Consider the following 20,308-nt stretch of genomic DNA (forward strand, 5'->3'; position numbering starts at 1 on the left):
TTGGCTCCTCTTTCCGGATCCGGAGCGAACCCGCTTCGTGACCCCGCCGACCGACGGCTCCCGCGTATCGCGGGGCCGTCGGGCCTGGTCATCTTCGGCGTCACCGGCGACCTCTCCCGCAAGAAGCTGATGCCCGCCGTGTACGACCTCGCCAACCGGGGTCTGCTGCCGCCGGGTTTCTCGCTGGTGGGCTTCGCCCGCCGCGAATGGCAGAACGAGGACTTCGCCCAGGAGGTCCACGACGCCGTCAAGGAGCACGCCCGCACACCGTTCCGTGAGGAGGTCTGGCAGCAGCTCATCCAGGGGATGCGCTTCGTCCAGGGCACCTTCGACGACGACGAGGCCTTCGAGCGGCTGCGCGGCACCATCGAGGAGCTGGACAAGGCCCAGGGCACGGGCGGCAACTTCGCCTTCTACCTGTCGGTGCCGCCGCGCTCCTTCCCCGTGGTCATCCAGCAGCTGAAGAAGCACGGGCTGGCGGACCAGACCGGCGGCTCGTGGCGCCGCGCGGTCATCGAGAAGCCCTTCGGCCACGACCTGAAGTCGGCCGAGGAGCTCAACAAGGTCGTCCACGAGGTCTTCGCCCCGGACCAGGTCTTCCGCATCGACCACTACCTGGGCAAGGAGACCGTCCAGAACATCCTGGCGCTGCGCTTCGCCAACACGATGTTCGAGCCGATCTGGAACCGGTCCTTCGTGGACCATGTGCAGATCACCATGGCCGAGGACATCGGCATCGGCGGCCGCGCCGGCTACTACGACGGCATCGGCGCCGCCCGTGACGTCATCCAGAACCACCTCCTGCAGCTCATGGCCCTGACGGCCATGGAGGAGCCCGCCTCCTTCGACGCGGACGCGCTGGCCGCGGAGAAGACCAAGGTGCTCGGGGCCGTCCGGCTGCCGAGGGACCTGGGCCGGGACACCGTGCGCGGTCAGTACGCGGCGGGCTGGCAGGGCGGCGAGAAGGCGGTCGGGTACCTCCAGGAGGAGGGCATCGACCCCAACTCCAAGACCGACACCTACGCGGCCATCAAGGTGGAGGTGGACAACCGCCGCTGGGCGGGCGTCCCGTTCTACCTGCGCACCGGCAAGCGTCTGGGCCGGCGCGTCACCGAGATCGCGGTCGTCTTCCAGCGGGCCCCGCACTCCCCCTTCGACCACACGGCGACGGAGGAGCTGGGCAAGAACGCGATCGTCATCCGCGTCCAGCCGGACGAGGGCGTGACGGTCCGCTTCGGCTCCAAGGTGCCCGGCACGTCGATGGAGATCCGGGACGTGTCGATGGACTTCGCCTACGGCGAGTCCTTCACCGAGTCCTCCCCCGAGGCGTACGAGCGTCTGATCCTGGACGTCCTGCTGGGCGACTCGAACCTCTTCCCGCGCACCGAGGAGGTCGAGCTGTCCTGGAAGATCCTCGACCCGATCGAGCAGTACTGGGACGCCAACGGCAGGCCCGCCCAGTACCCGGCCGGTACCTGGGGGCCCGTCGAGGCGGACGAAATGCTCGCACGAGAGGGACGGAGCTGGCGCCGGCCATGAAGATAGACCTCACGGACACCACGGCCAGCAAGATCAACAAGGCGCTGGTGCAGGGCCGGCGGGCCATCGGTACGCCGGCCGTCGGCATGGTGCTCACGCTGGTCATCGTGACGGACGAGGAGAACGCCTACGACGCTCTGAAGGCGGCGAACGACGCCTCGCGCGAGCACCCCTCGCGCACGCTCGTCGTCATCAAGCGGGTCTCCCGCTCGCCCCGCGACCGTACGTCGTCCCGCCTGGACGCGGAGGTCCGGGTGGGCGCGGACGCGGGGACGGGCGAGACGGTGGTGCTGCGTCTGTACGGCGAGATCGCGGACCACGCGCAGTCGGTCGTCCTGCCGCTGCTGCTGCCGGACGCGCCCGTCGTCGTCTGGTGGCCGGTCAACGCCCCGCTCGACCCGGCGAACGACCCGCTGGGCGCCCTCGCCCAGCGCCGGGTCACGGACACCTACGCCGCCGAGCAGCCGGTACGGGAACTCACCGCCCGCGCCGACACCTACACCCCCGGCGACACCGACCTCTCCTGGACCCGGATCACGCCCTGGCGTTCGATGCTGGCGGCCGCTCTCGACCAGGTCACCTGCCAGGTGGAGGCCGTCGAGGTGGAGGGCGAGGAGTTCAACCCGAGCTGCGAGCTGCTGGCGATGTGGCTGGCGGACCGGCTGGACGTGCCGGTGAAGCGGTCGCTGTCGTCGGGCCCCGGTCTGACGGCGGTCCGGATGCACACGGACTGCGGCCCGATCACCCTGGACCGCGCGGACGGTTCCCTGGCGACCCTCTCCATCGAGGGCCAGCCGGACCGTGCGGTGGCGCTGAAGCGGCGTGAGACGGCCGAGCTGATCGCGGAGGAGCTGCGGCGGCTGGACCCGGACGACACGTACGCCTCGGCGCTGCGGTTCGGCGTCGAGAAGCTGAACGACGGCGCCTCCTTCCAGGAACCCGCTCCCAAAGGAGAACCGGTCGCCAAAGGAGATCCGGTCACTTCAGGACAGCCCTCCGGGGACGAGCCCGTCGCCGTCGAAACGCCTGTCGAGGACGCTGCGAAAGCTCCCGCGAAGGAAGCGGCGGCGCGGGAACCGGTGAAGCAGGAGTCCAAGAAGGCGGCGGCGAAGTGAGCACTCCGCAGCTGGTCGTGCACCGCGACAAGGAACTGATGGCGCAGGCCGCGGCGGCCCGTCTGATCACGAAGATCGTGGACGCGCAGGCCTCCCGGGGCTTCGCGTCCGTGGTCCTCACGGGCGGCCGCAACGGCAACGGCCTGCTGGCGGCGCTGGCCGCGGCTCCGGCCCGGGACGCGATCGACTGGGGCCGGCTGGACCTGTGGTGGGGAGACGAGCGCTTCCTGCCCGAGGGCGACCCGGAGCGCAACGTCACCCAGGCCCGCGAGGCCCTGCTCGACGCGGTCCCGCTGGACCCGAAGCGCGTGCACGCCATGCCCGCATCGGACGGTCCGTACGGAGCGGACGTGGAAGCGGCGGCGGAGGGGTACGCCGAGGAACTGGCGCGTGCGGCCGGCCCGGAGAACCATGGGTCGGTCCCCACCTTCGACGTCCTGATGCTGGGCGTGGGCCCGGACACCCATGTGGCGTCGCTCTTCCCGGAGCTGCCCGCGGTCCGGGAGACGGAGCGCACGGTGGTCGGTGTCCACGGCGCCCCGAAGCCGCCGCCGACCCGGGTCACGCTGACCCTCCCCGCCATCCGCTCGGCCGCCGAGGTGTGGCTGCTGGCGGCGGGCGAGGACAAGGCGGAGGCGGCGGCGATCGCCCTCTCCGGCGCGGGCGAGATCCAGGCCCCGGCGGCGGGCGCCCAGGGCCGCCGGCGCACCCTGTGGCTGCTGGACGCGGCGGCGGCCTCCCAGCTGCCCCGCTCCCTGTACCCACCGGCCTCGCCGTGAGCGTGCGGTGGGGGTTCCCTTGGGGAGCCCCCACCGGCTCATTTCACCGACCCGGCCATCACGCCCTGCACGAAGTGCCGCTGGAAGGCGAAGAACACCACCAGCGGGACCACCAGGGACACGAACGCGCCCGGTGCCAGGACGTCGATGTTGCTGCCGAACTGCCGTATCTGGGACTGGAGTTCCACGGTCAGCGGCTGTGACGAGGGGTCCGCGAACAGCAGGGCGACCAGCATGTCGTTCCACACCCACAGGAACTGGAAGATGGCCAGCGAGGCGATCGCGGGGCGCCCGACGGGCAGCACCAGCCGGGTGAAGATGCGCCATTCGCTGCCGCCGTCCATCCGTGCCGCCTCCAGCATCTCCTTCGGCATCTCGGCGAAGTAGTTGCGCAGGAGGAAGACGGCGAAGGGCAGTCCGTACGCCACGTGGAAGAGGACGACACCCGGGATGGTGCCGAACAGGCCCAGTTCTCCGAAGAGTTTGGCGACGGGCAGCAGGCCGATCTGCACCGGCACCACCAACAGGGCCACCACGAGCAGGAAGACGGCCTCGCGTCCGGGGAAGTCCAGCCAGGCGAAGGCGTATCCGGCCAGCGCGGCGAGGACGACGACCAGGGTCGTCGCCGGCACCGAGATCAGCACCGTGTTCCAGAAGGCCTGTGTGATGCCCGCGTTCTTCAGCAGCGCCGAGTAGTTGTCGAAGGACAGTTGGCCGGGGCTGGTGAACGTGGTCCACCAGCCGCTGCTCGCGGAGTCCTCGGACGACCGCAGCGAGGACATGAACAGTCCCGCGAGCGGTGTCAGCCACACCAGGCCGATCAGGACGAGGAAGGCCTGCACCAGACCACTGCTCAGGCCCCGTCGTATCGCCTTCATCGCTGACTCCCTCGGAAACGGCGGACGTTGAAGACCATGGCGGGGACGACCAGCAGCAGGAGCAGGACGCCCAGCGCGCTGCCCAGGCCCTGGTTGTTGCCGCCGCCGAAGGACACCAGCCACATCTGTGTGGCGAGCACGGTCGCGTCCTCCTGCACGTCCCCGGGCGCGATGATGTAGACGAGGTCGAAGACCTTCATCACGTTGATCAGGAGCGTCACGAAGACCACGGTCAGCACGGGGGCGAGGAGCGGGACCGTGATGCGGCGGAAAATCTGCCACTCGTTGGCCCCGTCCATCCGCGCCGCCTCCAGCGCGTCCCGGGGAAGGGTGGAGAGCCCCGCCCCGATCAGCACCATCGCGAAGCCGGTCCAGATCCACACGTACGCCCCGATGATCGCGGGCGTGACGAGCGCGGGGCCGAGCCAGGAGACGCCCTGGTAGGGCTGCGCGAAGTTCGAGGCCGGCAACTTCACCGTGTACGAGCCCGGCTCGAGACCGGTGAAGCGGAAGGAGCCGTCCGCCGCGGTCGTCGCGTCGGCGACCGTCCTGCCGTCCCGCACCGCCTCGACCCGCATCTCGGGCAGCCCGCTCTCCCGCCGGTCGACCTTCCCCTGCGCTCCTCCCCCGCCCGGCGTGAAGTCCAGGTAGACGACCCCGCGCACCTCGTCGGCCGCCGCCTTGCGCTGTGCGGCAGGGTAGGCGGGCCGGGCCGCCTTCGGCAGGTCCTTCGGCGCGACACCTACCAGGCCCAGGGCCACCGAACTCCCCGGCTGGACACCGGCGTTGGTGCGGTACGAGCCGTCCCCCTCCTTCGCCAGACCGAACCCGGTACGGGCCCGCGCGGTCGGGTACTGCGACGTGCCCTTGAAGGCGTCGTGCACCCCGACCACGGCCGCGTTCAGCACGCCCTTGTGCGGGTCCTCGTCGTAGGCGAGCCGGAAGATGATCCCGGCGGCCAGGAAGGACACCGCCATCGGCATGAACAGCAGCAGCTTGAAGGCCGTCGCCCAGCGCACCTTCTCCACCAGCACGGCGAGGATCAGACCGAGGCCGGTCAGCAGTGCCGGCGCGACCACGACCCAGATCGCCGTGTTGCGGATGGCCTTGAGGGTCGCCGGGTCGCGGAACATCTCGGTGTAGTTCTCGCCGCCCACGAACCGGGTGCCGGACGCGTCGAAGAAGCTGCGGCCGATCGAGAACAGCACCGGGTAGACCACCAGCGCGCCCAGCAGGAGCAGCGCCGGGAAGACGAACAGCAGGGCGACGATCCGGGCCCGCCGCCGGGAGCGCCGGGCGCGCTCGACGAGCCCCGCTCCGGGCGGACTTGTCTCTTTCACCAAGGTCGCTGTCATCGCGCGTCAGCCCTGGTACGCCTTGGCCGCAGCGGTCTCCAGCTTCGCCGCGGTGCCCTTCGGGTCGGACGGGTCGCGCAGGAAGTCCTGGAGCAGCTTCCACTCGCCGGCGCCCTTGGTGCCGCCGAACGCGGCCGGTGCCTGGTCGGACATGTCGAAGCGGACCGAGTCACCGGCACCGACGAGGGACTTGGCGGTGGCCCGGGTGACGTCGTCGCCGTAGGCGCCGAGGTCGAGTTCCTTGTTCGGGGACAGGAAGCCGCCCGCCTTCGCCCACACGGCGGCCGCCTCCGGGGTCGCCAGGTACTCGAGGAGCTTCATCCCGGCCTTGGCGTTCTTGCCGTCCTTCAGGACCACCGCCGCGTCCCCGCCGCTGACGACGGGTGCCGCACCGCCGTCGACCGCCGGGAAGGGGAAGAAGTCGGCGTCCTGGCCGATGGTCTTGCCGAACTGGTCGTGGGCCACCCCGGCGACGAAGTCGCCCTCGTAGACCATGCCCGCCTCGGGCTTGGGGCCGAACACCTTCTCCACCGATCCCGGGAAGTCGGTGTTGAGGGCCTCCTTCGGGCCGCCCGCGATCAGCTGCCGGTCCTTGAACAGCTTGACGAGCGTGCCGAGCGCCCTGACCACCGAGGCGTCGGTCCACTTCAGCTTGTGGGCGGCGAGGGCGTCGTACTTCTCGGGGCCCGCCTGGGACAGGTAGATGTTCTCGAACCAGTCGGTGAGGGTCCAGCCGTCCTCACCGGCGACGGAGAAGGCGGCGAGCCCGGAGTCGGAGACGGTGTGGCCGGCCTTCAGCATCTCGTCGTACGTCTTCGGCGGCTTGACGCCGGCCTGGTCGAGGGCGTCGGGGCTGTACCAGACCGTCGACTTGTGGGCGGCCTTGAAGTAGAGGCCGTAGAGGCGGCCGTCGACGCTGCCGTACTTCTTCCAGACGGGTGCGTAACCGGCGTCCACCGCCTTCTCGGTGGTGGCCGACAGCGGGGTGAGCCAGCCCTTCTTCGCGAACTGCTGCAACACGCCTACCTGGGGGACCATCACCACGTCGGGGGCGTTGCCGCCCTCGATCTTGCTGCCGACGACCGTGGAGACGTTGTCCCCGGTGGAGACGAACTCGGTCTTGGCGCCGGTCTTCGCGCTGAACGCGTCCAGCACCTTCTGGAAGTTCTTCTGCTCGCTGCCGGTCCAGACACCGGCCACGGTGACCGTCTGTCCGCCGAGCGCCTTGTCACCGCCGCCCGCGGTGACCGGGCCGCCGCCTCCGCAGGCGGTCGCGCCCAGGGCGAGGGTGAGGGCGGTGCAGCTCGTGAGCAGGGTCGTGCGTCGTCGCATCATCGTTGATGTCCCTTTCAGGGATGGGGAATGACGGGAGATGGGGAAGGGACAGGGGATCAGAGGTCGCTGATCCACCAGGCGGCCGTGGAGCCGGGGAGCACCCCGGCCGGGCACGGGCCGCTGGACAGCAGAGGGGTGCCGGAGACCGGCGAAGGGGTGGGCGCCGTACCGAAGTTGACGGCGCAGACCAGGCCGTCACCGCGGACGAAGCCGAGGACGCCGGGCGGGGTGTCCAGCCAGCGGAGTGTGCCCTCGCCCAACTGGGGCAGGGCGGCGCGCAGTTGGAGGCCGTCGCGGTACAGGTGCCAGAAGGAGCGGGTGTCGGCGAGGGCTCGGTCGGTGGCGTACTCGGCGAAGTACTCCGGCTGCGGCAGCCAGGGCCGCGCGCTCTCGGCGCCGGAGGTGAAGCCGAAGGGCGAGGCCTGTCCGGACCAGGGCAGCGGGACCCGGCAGCCGTCGCGGATCCGGGCGCGGCTTCCCGTGCGCCGGAAGATCGGGTCGGTGAGGACGTCGTCGGGCAGGTCGACGACCTCGGGCAGACCGAGCTCCTCGCCCTGGTAGATGTACGCGGCCCCGGGCAGGGCCAGCATCAGCAGCGCGGCGGCGCGGGCGCGGGCGGCACCGAGGCCGCTGCCCCCGGTGGCCGGTTCGCCGTATCGCGTCACCGTGCGGACCTGGTCGTGGTTGTTGAGGACCCAGGTGACCGTGGAACCGGTGCCGGCGATGTCCTGCATGGCCTCCGAGATGACCTTGCGGAAGGCGTCGGCGTTCCAGGGGGCGCTCAGCAGGTCGAAGAAGAAGGCCTGGTGGAGCTCGTCGGGGCGGACGTACCGGGCGTGTTCGCGGGCGGTCGGGACGGACACCTCGCCGACCAGCAGCCGCTCCCGGCCGTCGCGGGCGGTGTACTCCTCGCAGGTGGCCCGCCAGCGCCGCCACACGTCGTGCACCTCGGGCTGGTTCCAGGCGAGCGGGTTGACCGAGTCGCGGGTGCGGGCGTCGGCCTCGGGGTCGTCGGAGTCGGGCAGGTCGGGGTGCTTGTAGAGACCGGCGGCCACGTCGATGCGGAAGCCGTCGATGCCCCGGTCCAGCCAGAAGCGCAGCACCCGGTCGAACTCGGCGCCGACCTCGGGGTTGCGCCAGTTCCAGTCGGGCTGCTCGGGCGCGAACATGTGCAGGTACCACTGGCCGTCGCCGACCCTGGTCCAGGCGGGGCCGCCGAACATGGAGTGCCAGTTGTTGGGCGGCTCGCTGCCTGCGGGGCCGCGTCCGTCGGCGAAGTGGAAGCGGGCGCGGGCCGGGCTGCCGGGCTCGGCCGCCAGCGCCTCCTGGAACCACGGGTGCTCGCTGGAGCAGTGGTTGGGCACGATGTCGAGGAGCACCTTGACCCCGAGCCGCCGGGCGGCCGCCATCAGCAGGTCGAACTCGGCGAGGTCGCCGAAGAGCGGGTCGACGTCGCAGTAGTCGGCCACGTCGTAGCCGTGGTCGTGCTGCGGGGACGGATAGAAGGGGCTCAGCCAGATCCCGTCGACACCCAGCTTCTTCAGGTACGGCAGCCCCGCCCTGACCCCGGCGAGATCGCCGACGCCGTCGCCGGTGCTGTCCAGGAAGCTGCGGACGTACACCTGATAGATCACCGCGTCCCGCCACCAGCGGTACTTACTCAGCATGCATGCATGTTAAGTAGACGTGTCGAGAGGGTGTCAATGAAGGGAGCAGAAACTACTGGCTGGTTGGCACTCCAAATCCGGACTTAACCGGGCAAGGCGAACCGAAGAGAGACCGTCGCGTTACTTAACAAGTAACTAGGAACCAGGAACTAGCGACCGGGGATCGCGGACAGCTCCCGGGCCAGACGGCGCGCCGCCGCCGCGGGCGTCTCGTGCCCGGTCATCGCGTCGTGCACGACCGCCTGGACGACCAGGCTGACCTGGTCGTACCGCGGGCTCTTGGGGCGCGGCTTCGCGTTGATCACGCTCTCGCGCAGGGTGGGGAGATACGGGAAGCGCCGGATCAGACCGGGATCCTCGTACAGCGCGGCACGGACGGGCGGCAGCGCGCCGCGCGTGAGGACCTGGCGCTGGACCGGCGCACTCGTGAGGTACGCGATCAGACGCGCGGCCGAATCGGGGTGCCGGGCATGGGCGTTGACGGCGAGGTTGGAACCGCCGAGGACGCTGGTACCCGGACCGTGCGGCCCGGGCAACGGCACGGCGCCGATCTTCCCGGCGACCGGGGAGCCCTTGGCCGAGGCGAGGACGTAGGCGTAGGGCCAGTTGCGCAGGAAGAGCAGCTTGCCGTCCTGGAACGCCTGTTTGGACTCCTCCTCCTTGTACGTCAGCGCCGCCTTCGGTATCCAGCCCTCGCGCACCCCGCGCGCCAGGAACCCGATGCCCTCGGTCGCCGCCGAGTCGACGGTGACGCGGGCTCCCTCGTCGCCGAGGATGGTGCCGCCCGCCGAGTAGACGGCCTCGGCCGCGTTGACGGTCAGGCCCTCGTACGGCAGGAACTGCCCTGCGTAGCCGCCGAGTCCGTACTTCGGTGCGATCGTCCTCGCGTCGTGCTCCAGCTCGGCCCAGGTGCGCGGGGGCGGGACGCCCTCCTTGGCAAGGACGTCCTTGCGATAGAGGAGCAGGCCGGCGTTGGTGACGTACGGGACGGCGTACAGACGTCCCTCGTAGGTCGCGGTGTCGGTGACCGGATCGAGGAAGGCCCCCAGGGGGAAGCGGTCGCGTGGCAGGGGGCGTATCCAGCCCGCGGCCGCGAACTCCGAGGTCCAGTTCACGTCGATGTTGAGGACGTCGAAGCGGCTGCGGTCGCCGTCGCGCAGGTCCGTCGCCATCTGCGCGTGGGTCTCGTCGGCGGAGTCGGGGAGTTCGACGAGGGTGACCTTCTCGCCGGGGTGGGTGCGGTTCCAGCCCTGGAGGAGGGGGCCGAGATAGTGGGTCAGGTCGCCGGCGGTGGCGAGGGTGAGCGGCCCGCGACCGCCACCGGAGCCGTCCTGGGCACGGGCGCCCGAGGTGACGTACCCCGTCAAGATCACGACGAGAACGAGAAGGCCCCTACCGGCGGCATGTATCCACCGCATAGGTTCCTCCTTGCACACCCGGCACCGGGCACCCTTGCCCGGAGTCAGAGGCCATGTATACCTGTTAGGTATGGGCGATACTAGGGTCTGGCGTCATTCTCCCGTCGTCCGCCCTAAGGGCGGGCCCGGCGGGGTCTGGTGCGTGCGATCGCAAGGCGCCGGAGCGTCCTCGTGGCGGAGCCACGTGGACGGTACGGCAACGCGGCGAGCGTGCGTGCCAGACCCCGCCGGGCAGGCGGGAGAATGACGCCAGACCCTCTGGGTCTGGCCCACATTAGGCGAACAGGAGGACAGCACCCGTGCGCCTGCCCCTCCTGGCACTTCTCGCGCGCGGTCCGGCCCATGGCTACGAGCTGAAGCAGGACCTTGAGCAACTGCTGGGCTCCGCGTACCCTCAGCCGAACGTCGGCCAGGTCTACGTGACCCTCGGCCGCCTCGAGAAGCAGGGACTGATCGAGGGCGAGGACGTCGAGCAGTCCAGCCGGCCCAACAAGAAGGTCTACCACCTCACCGACACCGGGCGGGCCGCGCTGCGTGGCTGGTTCGAGGAGCCCGAGGACGAGCCCCGGGTGCGGGACGAGTTCTTCATGAAACTGGCGCTCGCCCCGCAGACGGGTCTCGCCGACCAGATCGCGCTGATCAACAAGCAGCGGCGACAGTATCTGAACACCATGCGGCAGCTGTCGAAGCTGGCCGCCGCCGAAGACCGGGACAACCGCATCGCCCAGTTGCTGATCGAGGGCGCGATGCTGCACCTGCAGGCCGACCTCGACTGGCTGGAGCGGTGCCAGGAAGAGCTGGAGGAGCTGGAATGAGCGAGCGTCCCGCTCCCGTGCTGCGTGCCGAGGGCCTGGTCAAGACGCATCACGGCGAGGGTGCCCCGGCGCATGCGGTGCGCGGGGTCGGCCTGCGGGTGCGGCGGGGAGAGTTCGTGGCCGTCACCGGGCCGTCCGGGGCCGGCAAGTCGACGCTGCTGCATCTGCTGGGCGGGCTGCAGCGCCCGGACTCCGGCAGCGTGTGGCTGGACGGCGAGTGCGCGGACGGGTGGAGCGAGGCGCGCTGGGCGGTGGAGCGCAGGAAGCGGATCGGGATCGTCTTCCAGTTCTTCAACCTGGTCTCGAACCTGTCCGTCGCCGACAACGTGGAGCTGCCGGCGCTGCTTGCCGGGGTGTCGCCGAAGCGGGCGCGCGCGGAGCGGGAGGAGCTGCTGGGCGAGCTGGGTCTGGCCGGCAAGGAGCGGAGCCTGCCGGGTGAGCTGTCCGGCGGCGAGCAGCAGCGGGTCGCGCTGGCCCGGGCCCTGGTCAACCACCCTCCGCTGCTGCTCGCCGACGAGCCCGCCGGCAGCCTCGACAGCAAGGGCACGCGCGAGGTGATGCGGCTGCTGTCCCGCTTCCACGGCCGAGGCCAGACGATCGTGCTGGTCACCCATGACGCCCGGCTGGCGAGCGCCGCGGACCGGGTGATCAGCTTCTTCGACGGCCGCATAGCCGACGACGCGGACCTGGACGACACCCTCTCCCGCCGGGCCGGCATCTCCGGGGTACTGGAGTTCAAGGACTGACATGCGAACGCACGACGACACCTTGAACCCGCCGGTGCCCCGGCGGATCATCCGGCAAGTCCCCTACGACCGCGCCCGGCGGTCGGCCTCGGGCCGCGGCTACGGCTACGGCCACGGCCACGGCCACGGGGCGACGGGAGCCTCGGCTGGCGGTCCCGCGAGCGGTGCCCCTACCCGATGGTCCCCGAGCGCCACCGGCGCCCAGGCCCCCCGGTTCCCGCGGGTCGGCTGCGGCCTCGGCCGGTGGGTCGCCCGGTGCCGGGTGAGGGGCTGATCTGCGTGTGGGCGACTTTGCGCTGGGCGCACTCCGATCTGCGGGCGCATCGGGGCGAGGCGTTGTTCCTCGTGCTCGCCACGGCCGGGATCGTCGTGTCGCTGTTGCTGGCGACCGCCCTCTTCGGGTACGCCACCAACCCCTGGCAGCGCGTCTTCACCCAGGCACACGGCGCGCACGTCTGGATCCACACGAGTCCCACCGCCGACGAGCGCGAGCTGGCGCGACTGGACGGCGTCGAGTCCGTCGCCGGCCCCTACCCCACCGCCTCCACCACCCTCGTCTCCCGCGGCACCCGCGCCGCCGTCGAGCTCCGCGTGACACCTGAACGCCCCACGGTCGGCAACCCGCTGGTCACCGCCGGCCGCTGGCTCGACCCCGGCACCCCGGACGGCGTCGTCCTGGAGAGCCACCTCGCCCGCGCCCTGCTCGCCGCGCCCGGCGACCGGCTGACCCTGCCCGGTACGGCACGGACCGTGACCGTCCTGGGCGTGGCCGACAGCGCGGAGCCCCGCTACAGCCCAGGGGAACAGCCCGGCCTGGTCTGGGCCCTGCCCTCCGCCGTACCGCACCCCACCGGCCAGGTCATCGGACTGCGCCTGACCAACCCCGAGGACACGGTCTACATCCTCCTGCGCGCCGCCGCGGAACTCGGCCCCGGCACCATCGGCGAGATCTCCACCTGGAAACAGGCCCGCGCCGAGGCCCAGGGCGACAACCGGCTGCTCGGCCAGGTACTGGGCCTGTTCGGCCTCGGCGCCCTGATCGCGGCCGGACTCGCGGTGCACGGCGCGATCGCCACGCGTATCCGCGGCCACCTCCGCGACATCTCGGTCCTCAAGGCGATCGGCTTCACCCCCGCCCAGGTCGTCCGGGTGTTCCTCTTCCAGCACATCGTGTACGCCCTCCTCGGCGCCGTGGGCGCGGCGGCGCTGACGCAGGCCCTGGGCAGCCGCATCCCGGGCCGGCTCGGCGACGCGGTCGGCGTCTGGCAGGGCCTGCCCGGCCACACACTGGCTCTGTTCGCGATCCCGGCCGGCGCGGTCCTGTTCATCGGCGCGACGACGGGCCTCGCGGCCTGGCGCGCGGGACGGGTCCCGCCCGTACCGGTACCCCGTCCCGCGGTGGCGCGCGGCGGACGTCTGTCCGGGGTGGCGCGGCGGGCGCTCGGCGTACGGCTGCCCCCCGCGCTGGTCCTGGGCTGGCACACGGCGTTCACCCGCCGGGTCCGCTCGCTGGCGACCATCGTCCGGCTGGCCCTGCCGCTGCTGCTGATGGTCGTGGCGATGAGCGCGTGGACCACCATCGACCGGGCCCAGAGCCGGCCCGAACGGATCGGGCTGCCCGCCGCGCTGTCCGTGCACACGGACCCGGGGCTCGACGAGCACGACGCCCGTGCGCTGCTGGCACGGGATCCGCAGGTCGCCGCCGTCTACCCCAGCGTGGAGGTGGCCGCGCTCGTCGCCAACCAGACCGCGACGATCGCCCTGCGCGGCCTCGGCACCCGGCAGGACCCGTACCCCAACACCCTCGCCGAGGGCCGCCTGCCGCGCGGCAGTGAAGAGGCCGTGGCCGGGCAGGGCCTGCTCGACCTGACGCACACCCGGGTCGGCGACTGGGTGCGCATGACCGTCGGCGACCAGCCGCAGATCCTGCACATCGTGGGCCGCAGCATCGAGCCGGAGAACGCCGGCCGGGTCATCTCCACGTCCCTCGACACCCTCCGTGAGAACGATCCGCGGCTGACCCCGAGCGTCTACCAGCTGCGCCTGCGCCCCGGCGCCGACCCGCACACGGTCGCCGCCCGGCTGACCGGCGCCGGGCACGGACAGCTGGAGGTGCACGCCGTCACCAACCCGGCCGAGGGGCTCTCCCCGCTGCGCTCGGTCGTCGTCGGACTGATCGGCGTCCTCGCCCTGATCGGGATCGTCGAACTGCTCACCGCCATCGGCGGCATGGTCCGCGAGAGCGAACGCGATCTGCTCGCCCTCAAGGCCATCGGCCTGTCCCCGCGCCAGATCACCGCGATCACCGTCACGGCCACCGGTTGCACCGCCCTGGCCGCCGTCCTCGTCGGCACGACCCTGGGCGCACCCCTCGCGCGCTGGCTGATCGACGCCCAGGGCAGATCGAGCGGCATCGGCTCGGGCATCGCCCAGAACCCGCCGCCACTGCTGCTGGCGCTGTTCGGCACGGCAGCGGTCCTGGGCGCGACCGCGCTCGCAGCCCTGCCGGCGGCACGCGCGGCCCGACGCCGGTTGGCGGACACCCTGACGGCGGTGGCCTGAACGCGGCCGGCACGGGACGCCCAGCCTGACGGCGCCCCGCAAGGATGGGACGCACCTCTCAACGGGCGAGCGGCGCGACCCGGTCACCTCACCGCCGCCCGCGCAGCTCCCGGTACTTGGCCACCAGCGCCTTGCTGGACTCGTCCAGGCCGGGCACCTCGGCGCCCTCCGTCAGCGCCGGCTCCACCCGCTTGGCCAGCACCTTGCCCAGCTCGACGCCCCACTGGTCGAAGGAGTCGATGTTCCACACGGCGCCCTGCACGAACACCTTGTGCTCGTACAGCGCGATCAGCTGGCCGACCACGGACGGCGTCAGCTCGCGCGCGAGGATCGTGGTCGTCGGGTGGTCGCCCTTGAAGGTCTTGTGCGCCACCAGCTCCTCGGGCACCCCCTCCGCCCGCACCTCGTCCGGGGTCTTGCCGAAGGCCAACGCCTGTGTCTGGGCGAAGAAGTTGGCCATCAGCAGGTCGTGCTGCGCCTTCAGCCCCTCGCTCAGCTCGGCCACGGGCTCGGCGAACCCGATGAAGTCCGCCGGGATCAGCTTCGTGCCCTGATGGATCAACTGGTAGTACGCGTGCTGCCCGTTGGTCCCCGGGGTGCCCCACACCACCGGCCCGGTCTGCCAGTCGACCTCCTGCCCGTCCCGGCCCACGTACTTGCCGTTGGACTCCATGTCCAGCTGCTGCAGATACGCCGTGAACTTGGAGAGGTAGTGGCTGTAGGGCAGCACCGCGTGCGACTGGGCGCCGTGGAAGTTGCCGTACCAGATGCCCAACAGCCCCAGCAGCAGCGGCACATTGGACTCGGCGGGCGCGGTCCTGAAGTGCTCGTCGACCAGCCGGAAGCCGTCGAGCATCTCCCGGAAGCGGTCCGGGCCGATCGCGATCATCAGGGACAGGCCGATCGCCGAGTCGTACGAGTACCGTCCGCCGACCCAGTCCCAGAACTCGAACATGTTGGCCGTGTCGATACCGAAGTCGGAGACCTTGCCGGCGTTGGTCGACAGGGCCACGAAGTGCCGGGCGACGGCTTCCTGACCGGCCTTCAGCTCATCCAGCAGCCAGGCGCGCGCCGAGGTCGCGTTGGTGATCGTCTCGATGGTGGTGAAGGTCTTGGAGGCGATGACGAACAGCGTCTCCGCCGCGTCCAGGTCGCGGGTGGCCTCGTGCAGGTCGGCGCCGTCGACGTTCGACACGAAGCGGACCGTGAGATCGCGGTCGGTGTAGCTGCGCAGCACCTCGTAGGCCATCGCGGGTCCGAGGTCGGAGCCGCCGATGCCGACGTTGATGATGTTCCTGATGCGCTTGCCGGTGTGTCCGGTCCACGCGCCGGAGCGGACGCGGTCGGCGAAGTCGGCCATCTTGTCGAGGACCGCGTGCACCCCGGGCACCACGTTCTCGCCGTCGACCTCGATCACCGCGTCGCGCGCGGCGCGCAGGGCGGTGTGCAGCACGGCGCGGTTCTCCGTGGCGTTGATCCTCTCGCCGCGGAACATGGCGTCCCGCAGCCCGAACACGTCGGTGGCGGCGGCCAGTTCGCGCAGCAGCCGCAGGGTGTCGTCGGTGACCAGGTGCTTGGAGTAGTCGACGTACAGGTCGCCCACCTGCAGCGTGTAGCCGGTGCCGCGGCCCGGGTCGGCGGAGAAGAGCTCCCGCAGGCTCGTGTCGGCGAGCTCCTCGCGGTGCTTGGCCAGCGCGGTCCACTCGGGCGTCTGGTTGAGCCTGGTACGGCCGTCTGCGTTCATGTCCGACTTCAGCCTTCTCTCGTGCCTGTCCCAGCTGTTCCAACCTAGTTGATCAGCGCGGGGCGCGAGCCGTCATGGCGTCGTCGCCCGGCGCAACAACAGGTACGTCCGGCTTGCGCACAGGTATCAGCGCGATGACGGCGAGGACGAAGAAGGCGGCGGTCAGCAGCGGCGGGGCGCCCGGTCCCCAGGCGGTGGCGGCGGCACCCCCGAGCAGTGCGCCCAGCGGTGCCCCGGCGACGGCGAGGGTGCGGAAGGCGGAGCTGACCCTGCCCAGCATCTCGGCGGGCGCGCGCTGTTGCGTGAGCGTGGTGGTGTTGACGTTCCACACCATGCCCATGAACCCGAACACGGCCAGGGCCGCCACCAGCGCCGTCAGGCTCCGGACGGCGCCCATCACCACCAGGGCGCCGATCTGCACGAGGCCGGCGAGCAGTACGGCGCGCGGGGCCCCGAGCCGGGCGGTGACGCGCCGGTTCACCGCTCCCCCGGCGAGCCCGCCGACGGTGTACGCGGTGGTCGCCGCCGCGTATCCGGCGGTGCCGGCGTCGAGCCAACCCGTGACCAGGATGACCAGCGTGGCGATCAGCGCGCCCATGCCGACGTTGCACAGGGCCGTGGCAGAGCACAGTCCGCGCAGGGCCCGGTCGTGCCACAGGGTGCGCAGACCGCCGGCGACCTCCCGGCGCAGGGTGCTGCCCGCCGGTGCCGGTGGCCGTTCGGGCGCCTCGGTCCGCAGCGAGGCGACCAGCGCGGCGGCCACCAGGAAGGTCCCCGCGTCGGCCACGAAGGGGACGGCGGCCCCCGCGGCGATCAGCAGGGGCACCACGGGCGCGCCCATCAGACCGGCCGCGATCTGCTGCCCGGTCATCAGCCGGGCGTTGGCGCTGCCGAGCGCCGCGCGGTCGACCAGGACGGGCAGCAAGGCGGTGGAGGCGTTGTCGAACAGGGTCTGGAGGGTGGTCAGGGCGAAGGCGAGGACGATGATCAGCGCGATGGAGGCGTGACCGAGTGCGACGGCCACGGCGAACGCGGCGACGAGCAGCCCTCGTACCGCGTCCACCGTCCACATCGCGCGCCGCTGGTCCACCCGGTCCGCGACCGCGCCGCCGAGCAGCCCGAAGACGATCCAGGGCAGATAGCCGCAGGCGGTGACGGACGCGATGAGCAGGGGTCGGTCCGTCAGCGAGGCGGCGAGTAGGGGCAGGGCGGCACCGCGCAGCGCGTCTCCGAAGCGGGAGACCACCGCGGCCGTCCACAGCCGCCCGAACCCCCCACGCCACGTGGGCGCACACCCGCCCGCGGACTCGACCGTCGTCACGTCTCCCCCTCACGATTCGCGTCTGCACAAACCGTAGAGGGCACCACTGACAATCGGTCCGGAGGCGGTCGGCCCCGGCGACGAAGACAGGTCCGGCCAGGCACCCGCTGGGGTGCCCGGCCGGCCGTCAATTCCTAGATCTCGCCCCGCAGTTTGGCGAGCGCCTCGGCGAGGATCGCCTCGCCGTCCGCGTCGCTGCGCCGCTCCCGGACGTACGCGAGGTGCGTCTTGTAGGGCTCGGTGCGCGGCGGGTCCGGCGGGTTGTCCCGGTCCTGTCCGGCCGGGAAGCCACAGCGCGGGCAGTCCCAGGTCTCGGGAACCTGCGCGTCGCTGGCGAAGCTGGGCTGCGTCTCGTGCCCGTTGGAGCACCAGAAGGAGATGCGCAGACGCGGCGCGGACTCGCCGCGCTCGGCCTCGCCCATCGGCCCCGCCCCGACCCGGCTTCCTCGGATCGCGTTGCCACTTGCCACGGTCGTAACTCCCTGCGTGATGGTGCCGCGAAGCGAGTCGGCGTGTCGCTTCGTTGCGAGCGCCTCAGTCTACGTAAGGCCCAACGCACGTCCAGTGGTTGGAGTTACAAGCCCCACACCCAGACGCAAGCCCCATGATAGGCCGCGCTCAGCTGCGCGTACCGAACATGGGGCCTTACGTGCGGAATGGAGGTGCTGTGTGCGGGTTGCCGCTCGGCTGTTCGCCGTCAGGACGACTTCATGAGCAGGCCGAGCACGACGATGCACGCCAGCCACAGCAGACCGATCACCACGGTGATGCGGTCGAGGTTGCGCTCGGCGACCGAGGAGCCGCCGACGGAGGACTGCATGCCGCCACCGAACATGTCGGAGAGACCGCCGCCCTTGCCCTTGTGCATCAGCACCAGCAGCATCATCAGCAGGCTGAAGACGATCAGGGCGATCGAGAACCCCAAAACCACGGCTGGACCAACTTCCTCGGATTCGGATGTACACGCGGGGTCCGGCACAGTGCTGGACCCCGCAAGGGTACGACGGATCGGGCCTAGCGCATACTCACTGGTCGCGGAAGCGCACGATCTTGACGAACTCGTCGGCGTCGAGGGACGCGCCGCCCACGAGCGCGCCGTCGATGTCGGCCTGGGCCATGATCTCGGCGACGTTGCCCGCCTTGACGGAGCCGCCGTACTGGATGCGGACCTGGTCGGCCAGCTCCTGGGTGTACAGCTCGGCGAGCTTGGCGCGGATGGCGGCGCAGACCTCCTGGGCGTCCTCGGCGCCGCAGACCTTGCCGGTGCCGATGGCCCACACGGGCTCGTAGGCGATCACGACGGACTCGGCCTGCTCGGCGGGGAGGTCCTTGAGACCGCCCTCGACCTGGGTGAGCGTGTGCGTGACGTGGTTGCCCGCCTCGCGCACGTCCAGCTCCTCGCCGACGCACAGGATCGGGGTCAGACCGTGCTTGTAAGCGGCCTTGACCTTGGCGTTCACGATCTCGTCGGTCTCGGCGTGGTACTGGCGGCGCTCGGAGTGGCCGATCACCACGTAGGTGCACTTCAGCTTGGCCAGCATCGGGCCGGAGATCTCGCCGGTGTAGGCGCCGGAGTCGTGCCGCGAGATGTCCTGGGCGCCGTACTTGATCTTGAGCTTGTCGCCGTCGACCAGGGTCTGCACGGAGCGCAGGTCGGTGAAGGGCGGCAGGACGGCGACCTCGACGGCCTCGTAGTCCTTGTCCGCGAGGGCGAAGGCGAGCTTCTGGACGTGCGCGATGGCCTCGAGGTGGTTGAGGTTCATCTTCCAGTTGCCCGCCATGATCGGCGTGCGAGTGGTCATGGCTGGGTCAGTCCTCCAGTGCGGCGAGGCCGGGGAGCGTCTTGCCCTCGAGGTATTCGAGGGAGGCGCCGCCACCGGTCGAGATGTGTCCGAACGCGGTCTCGTCGAAGCCCAGGAGGCGGACGGCCGCGGCGGAGTCGCCGCCGCCGACGACCGTGAAGGCCGGGGAGTCGAGGAGGGCCTGGGCGACCGCCTTGGTGCCCTCGGCGAAATCGGGGTGCTCGAAGACGCCCATCGGGCCGTTCCAGAAGACGGTGGCGGCGTCGGTGATCTTCGAGGCGTACAGCTTGCGGGACTCGGGACCGATGTCCAGGCCCATCTGGTCACCGGGGACGGAGTCGGCGGCGACCGTGGTGGGGTTGGCCGGAGCCTTGCCCGCCAGGTCGGGGAACTCCTGGGCGACCACGACGTCGACGGGCAGGACCAGCTCGACGCCGGTCTTCTCGGCGCGCTCGATGTACTCCAGGACCGCGGGGATCTGGTCCTCCTGGAGCAGGGACTTGCCGATCTCGTAGCCCTTGGCCTTGAGGAAGGTGTACGCCATGCCGCCGCCGATGAGCAGACGGTCGGCCTTGCCGAGCAGCTGGTCGATGACCGCGAGCTTGTCGGAGACCTTGGCGCCGCCGAGCGCGACGACGTAGGGGCGCTTGACGTCCTCGGTGAGCTTCTTCAGGACGCCGACCTCGGTGGCGATGAGGTAGCCGGCGTAGTGCGGCAGCCGGGCCGGAAGGTCGAAGACCGAGGCGTGCTTGCGGTGCACCGCGCCGAAACCGTCACCCACGTAGACGTCCGCGAGGGCCGCGAGCCGGTCGGCGAACTCGCCGCGCTCGGTGTCGTCCTTGGAGGTCTCGCCGGCGTTGAAGCGCAGGTTCTCGATGACCGCGACCTGGCCGGGCTGGAGGCCGTTCACCGCGTCGTGGGCGGCGGGGCCGACGGTGTCCTGGGCGAACGCGACGGGGGCGCCGAGCAGTTCGGCGAGACGCTCGGCGGCGGGCAGCAGCGAGAAGGCGGGGTCCGGGGCACCCTTGGGGCGGCCCAGGTGCGAGGCGACGACCACCTTGGCGCCCGCCTCGACGAGGGCCTTGACGGTGGGCAGTACGGCACGGATGCGGCCGTCGTCGGTGATGAGGCCGTCGGCGAGCGGCACGTTGAGGTCGGCGCGGACGAAGACCCGCTTGTTGTCCACGCCTTCGGCGAGAAGTTCGTCGATCGTCTTCATGAGGGACTCCTGG

At 71.1% G+C, this 20,308-nt stretch carries 17 protein-coding genes; 6 read left to right on the top strand and 11 right to left on the bottom strand.

Annotation, left to right across the window (positions count from 1 at the left end):
• The 3 genes from zwf to pgl are packed head-to-tail and all read left to right on the top strand — an operon-like array spanning position 1 to position 3,433.
• Positions 1-1,539 carry a glucose-6-phosphate dehydrogenase gene (zwf, locus tag ACWCQ1_RS05780; RefSeq protein ID WP_133042661.1) on the top strand — a complete coding sequence of 513 codons (1,539 nt, stop codon included), beginning with the start codon at positions 1-3 and terminating at the stop codon, positions 1,537-1,539.
• Complete coding sequence (gene opcA, locus ACWCQ1_RS05785) at positions 1,536-2,654, top strand: glucose-6-phosphate dehydrogenase assembly protein OpcA (protein ID WP_133042662.1); 1,119 nt, start codon at positions 1,536-1,538, stop codon at positions 2,652-2,654. Before zwf ends, opcA begins: the two co-directional genes overlap by 4 nt.
• A complete protein-coding gene (pgl, locus tag ACWCQ1_RS05790) occupies positions 2,651-3,433 on the top strand; it encodes a 6-phosphogluconolactonase (protein ID WP_358594834.1) in 783 nt (260 codons plus the stop codon). Before opcA ends, pgl begins: the two co-directional genes overlap by 4 nt.
• Before the next feature lie 38 nt (positions 3,434-3,471).
• Here pgl and ACWCQ1_RS05795 read toward each other — a convergent pair whose 3' ends face one another.
• The 5 genes from ACWCQ1_RS05795 to ACWCQ1_RS05815 form a co-directional block, all read right to left on the bottom strand.
• Positions 3,472-4,311, bottom strand: coding sequence for a carbohydrate ABC transporter permease (locus ACWCQ1_RS05795; RefSeq protein ID WP_358594837.1), 840 nt, complete (start codon positions 4,309-4,311; stop codon positions 3,472-3,474).
• Complete coding sequence (locus ACWCQ1_RS05800; RefSeq protein ID WP_358594840.1) at positions 4,308-5,666, bottom strand: carbohydrate ABC transporter permease; 1,359 nt, start codon at positions 5,664-5,666, stop codon at positions 4,308-4,310. Before ACWCQ1_RS05800 ends, ACWCQ1_RS05795 begins: the two co-directional genes overlap by 4 nt.
• A gap of 6 nt (positions 5,667-5,672) precedes the next feature.
• On the bottom strand, positions 5,673-7,001 hold the full coding sequence (locus tag ACWCQ1_RS05805; protein ID WP_451025928.1) for an ABC transporter substrate-binding protein: 1,329 nt from the start codon (positions 6,999-7,001) through the stop codon (positions 5,673-5,675).
• A gap of 56 nt (positions 7,002-7,057) precedes the next feature.
• Positions 7,058-8,668, bottom strand: coding sequence for a glycoside hydrolase family 13 protein (locus ACWCQ1_RS05810; protein WP_207929721.1), 1,611 nt, complete (start codon positions 8,666-8,668; stop codon positions 7,058-7,060).
• A gap of 149 nt (positions 8,669-8,817) precedes the next feature.
• Positions 8,818-10,086 (bottom strand): ABC transporter substrate-binding protein, encoded by a 1,269-nt coding sequence (locus ACWCQ1_RS05815; protein ID WP_358594846.1) that lies wholly within the window; start codon positions 10,084-10,086, stop codon positions 8,818-8,820.
• A gap of 299 nt (positions 10,087-10,385) precedes the next feature.
• Here ACWCQ1_RS05815 and ACWCQ1_RS05820 point away from each other — a divergent pair, with 299 nt between their 5' ends.
• From ACWCQ1_RS05820 to ACWCQ1_RS05830, 3 genes are all read left to right on the top strand, one after another.
• Positions 10,386-10,901, top strand: coding sequence for a PadR family transcriptional regulator (locus ACWCQ1_RS05820; RefSeq protein ID WP_451025929.1), 516 nt, complete (start codon positions 10,386-10,388; stop codon positions 10,899-10,901).
• Positions 10,898-11,647: an ABC transporter ATP-binding protein gene (locus ACWCQ1_RS05825; protein WP_133042669.1), complete on the top strand. Its 750-nt coding sequence runs from the start codon at positions 10,898-10,900 to the stop codon at positions 11,645-11,647. The genes ACWCQ1_RS05820 and ACWCQ1_RS05825 overlap by 4 nt, the downstream gene beginning before the upstream one ends.
• 279 nt (positions 11,648-11,926) lie before the next feature.
• Positions 11,927-14,209, top strand: a complete 2,283-nt coding sequence (locus ACWCQ1_RS05830; RefSeq protein WP_451025930.1) for an ABC transporter permease — start codon at positions 11,927-11,929, stop codon at positions 14,207-14,209.
• 88 nt (positions 14,210-14,297) lie between these two features.
• On the opposite strand, the gene pgi is transcribed toward ACWCQ1_RS05830, so the two are convergent.
• The 6 genes from pgi to ACWCQ1_RS05860 all read right to left on the bottom strand — a co-directional run bounded on the left by pgi (position 14,298) and on the right by ACWCQ1_RS05860 (position 20,295).
• On the bottom strand, positions 14,298-15,953 hold the full coding sequence (pgi, locus tag ACWCQ1_RS05835) for a glucose-6-phosphate isomerase (protein ID WP_451025931.1): 1,656 nt from the start codon (positions 15,951-15,953) through the stop codon (positions 14,298-14,300).
• A 52-nt stretch (positions 15,954-16,005) separates the two neighbouring features.
• Entirely contained in the window at positions 16,006-17,274 is a 1,269-nt protein-coding gene (locus ACWCQ1_RS05840; RefSeq protein WP_358594856.1) for an MFS transporter, read from the bottom strand.
• Positions 17,275-17,408: 134 nt separating this feature from the next.
• Positions 17,409-17,744: an RNA polymerase-binding protein RbpA gene (locus tag ACWCQ1_RS05845; RefSeq protein ID WP_003976875.1), complete on the bottom strand. Its 336-nt coding sequence runs from the start codon at positions 17,742-17,744 to the stop codon at positions 17,409-17,411.
• Between the two features lie 227 nt (positions 17,745-17,971).
• Positions 17,972-18,205, bottom strand: coding sequence for a preprotein translocase subunit SecG (secG, locus tag ACWCQ1_RS05850; protein WP_133042674.1), 234 nt, complete (start codon positions 18,203-18,205; stop codon positions 17,972-17,974).
• A gap of 94 nt (positions 18,206-18,299) precedes the next feature.
• A complete protein-coding gene (gene tpiA, locus ACWCQ1_RS05855; RefSeq protein ID WP_133042675.1) occupies positions 18,300-19,076 on the bottom strand; it encodes a triose-phosphate isomerase in 777 nt (258 codons plus the stop codon).
• A 7-nt stretch (positions 19,077-19,083) separates the two neighbouring features.
• Positions 19,084-20,295 carry a phosphoglycerate kinase gene (locus tag ACWCQ1_RS05860; RefSeq protein WP_133042676.1) on the bottom strand — a complete coding sequence of 404 codons (1,212 nt, stop codon included), beginning with the start codon at positions 20,293-20,295 and terminating at the stop codon, positions 19,084-19,086.
• Positions 20,296-20,308 lie beyond the last annotated feature (13 nt).

Source organism: Streptomyces sp. NPDC002144 (genome assembly GCF_053593695.1).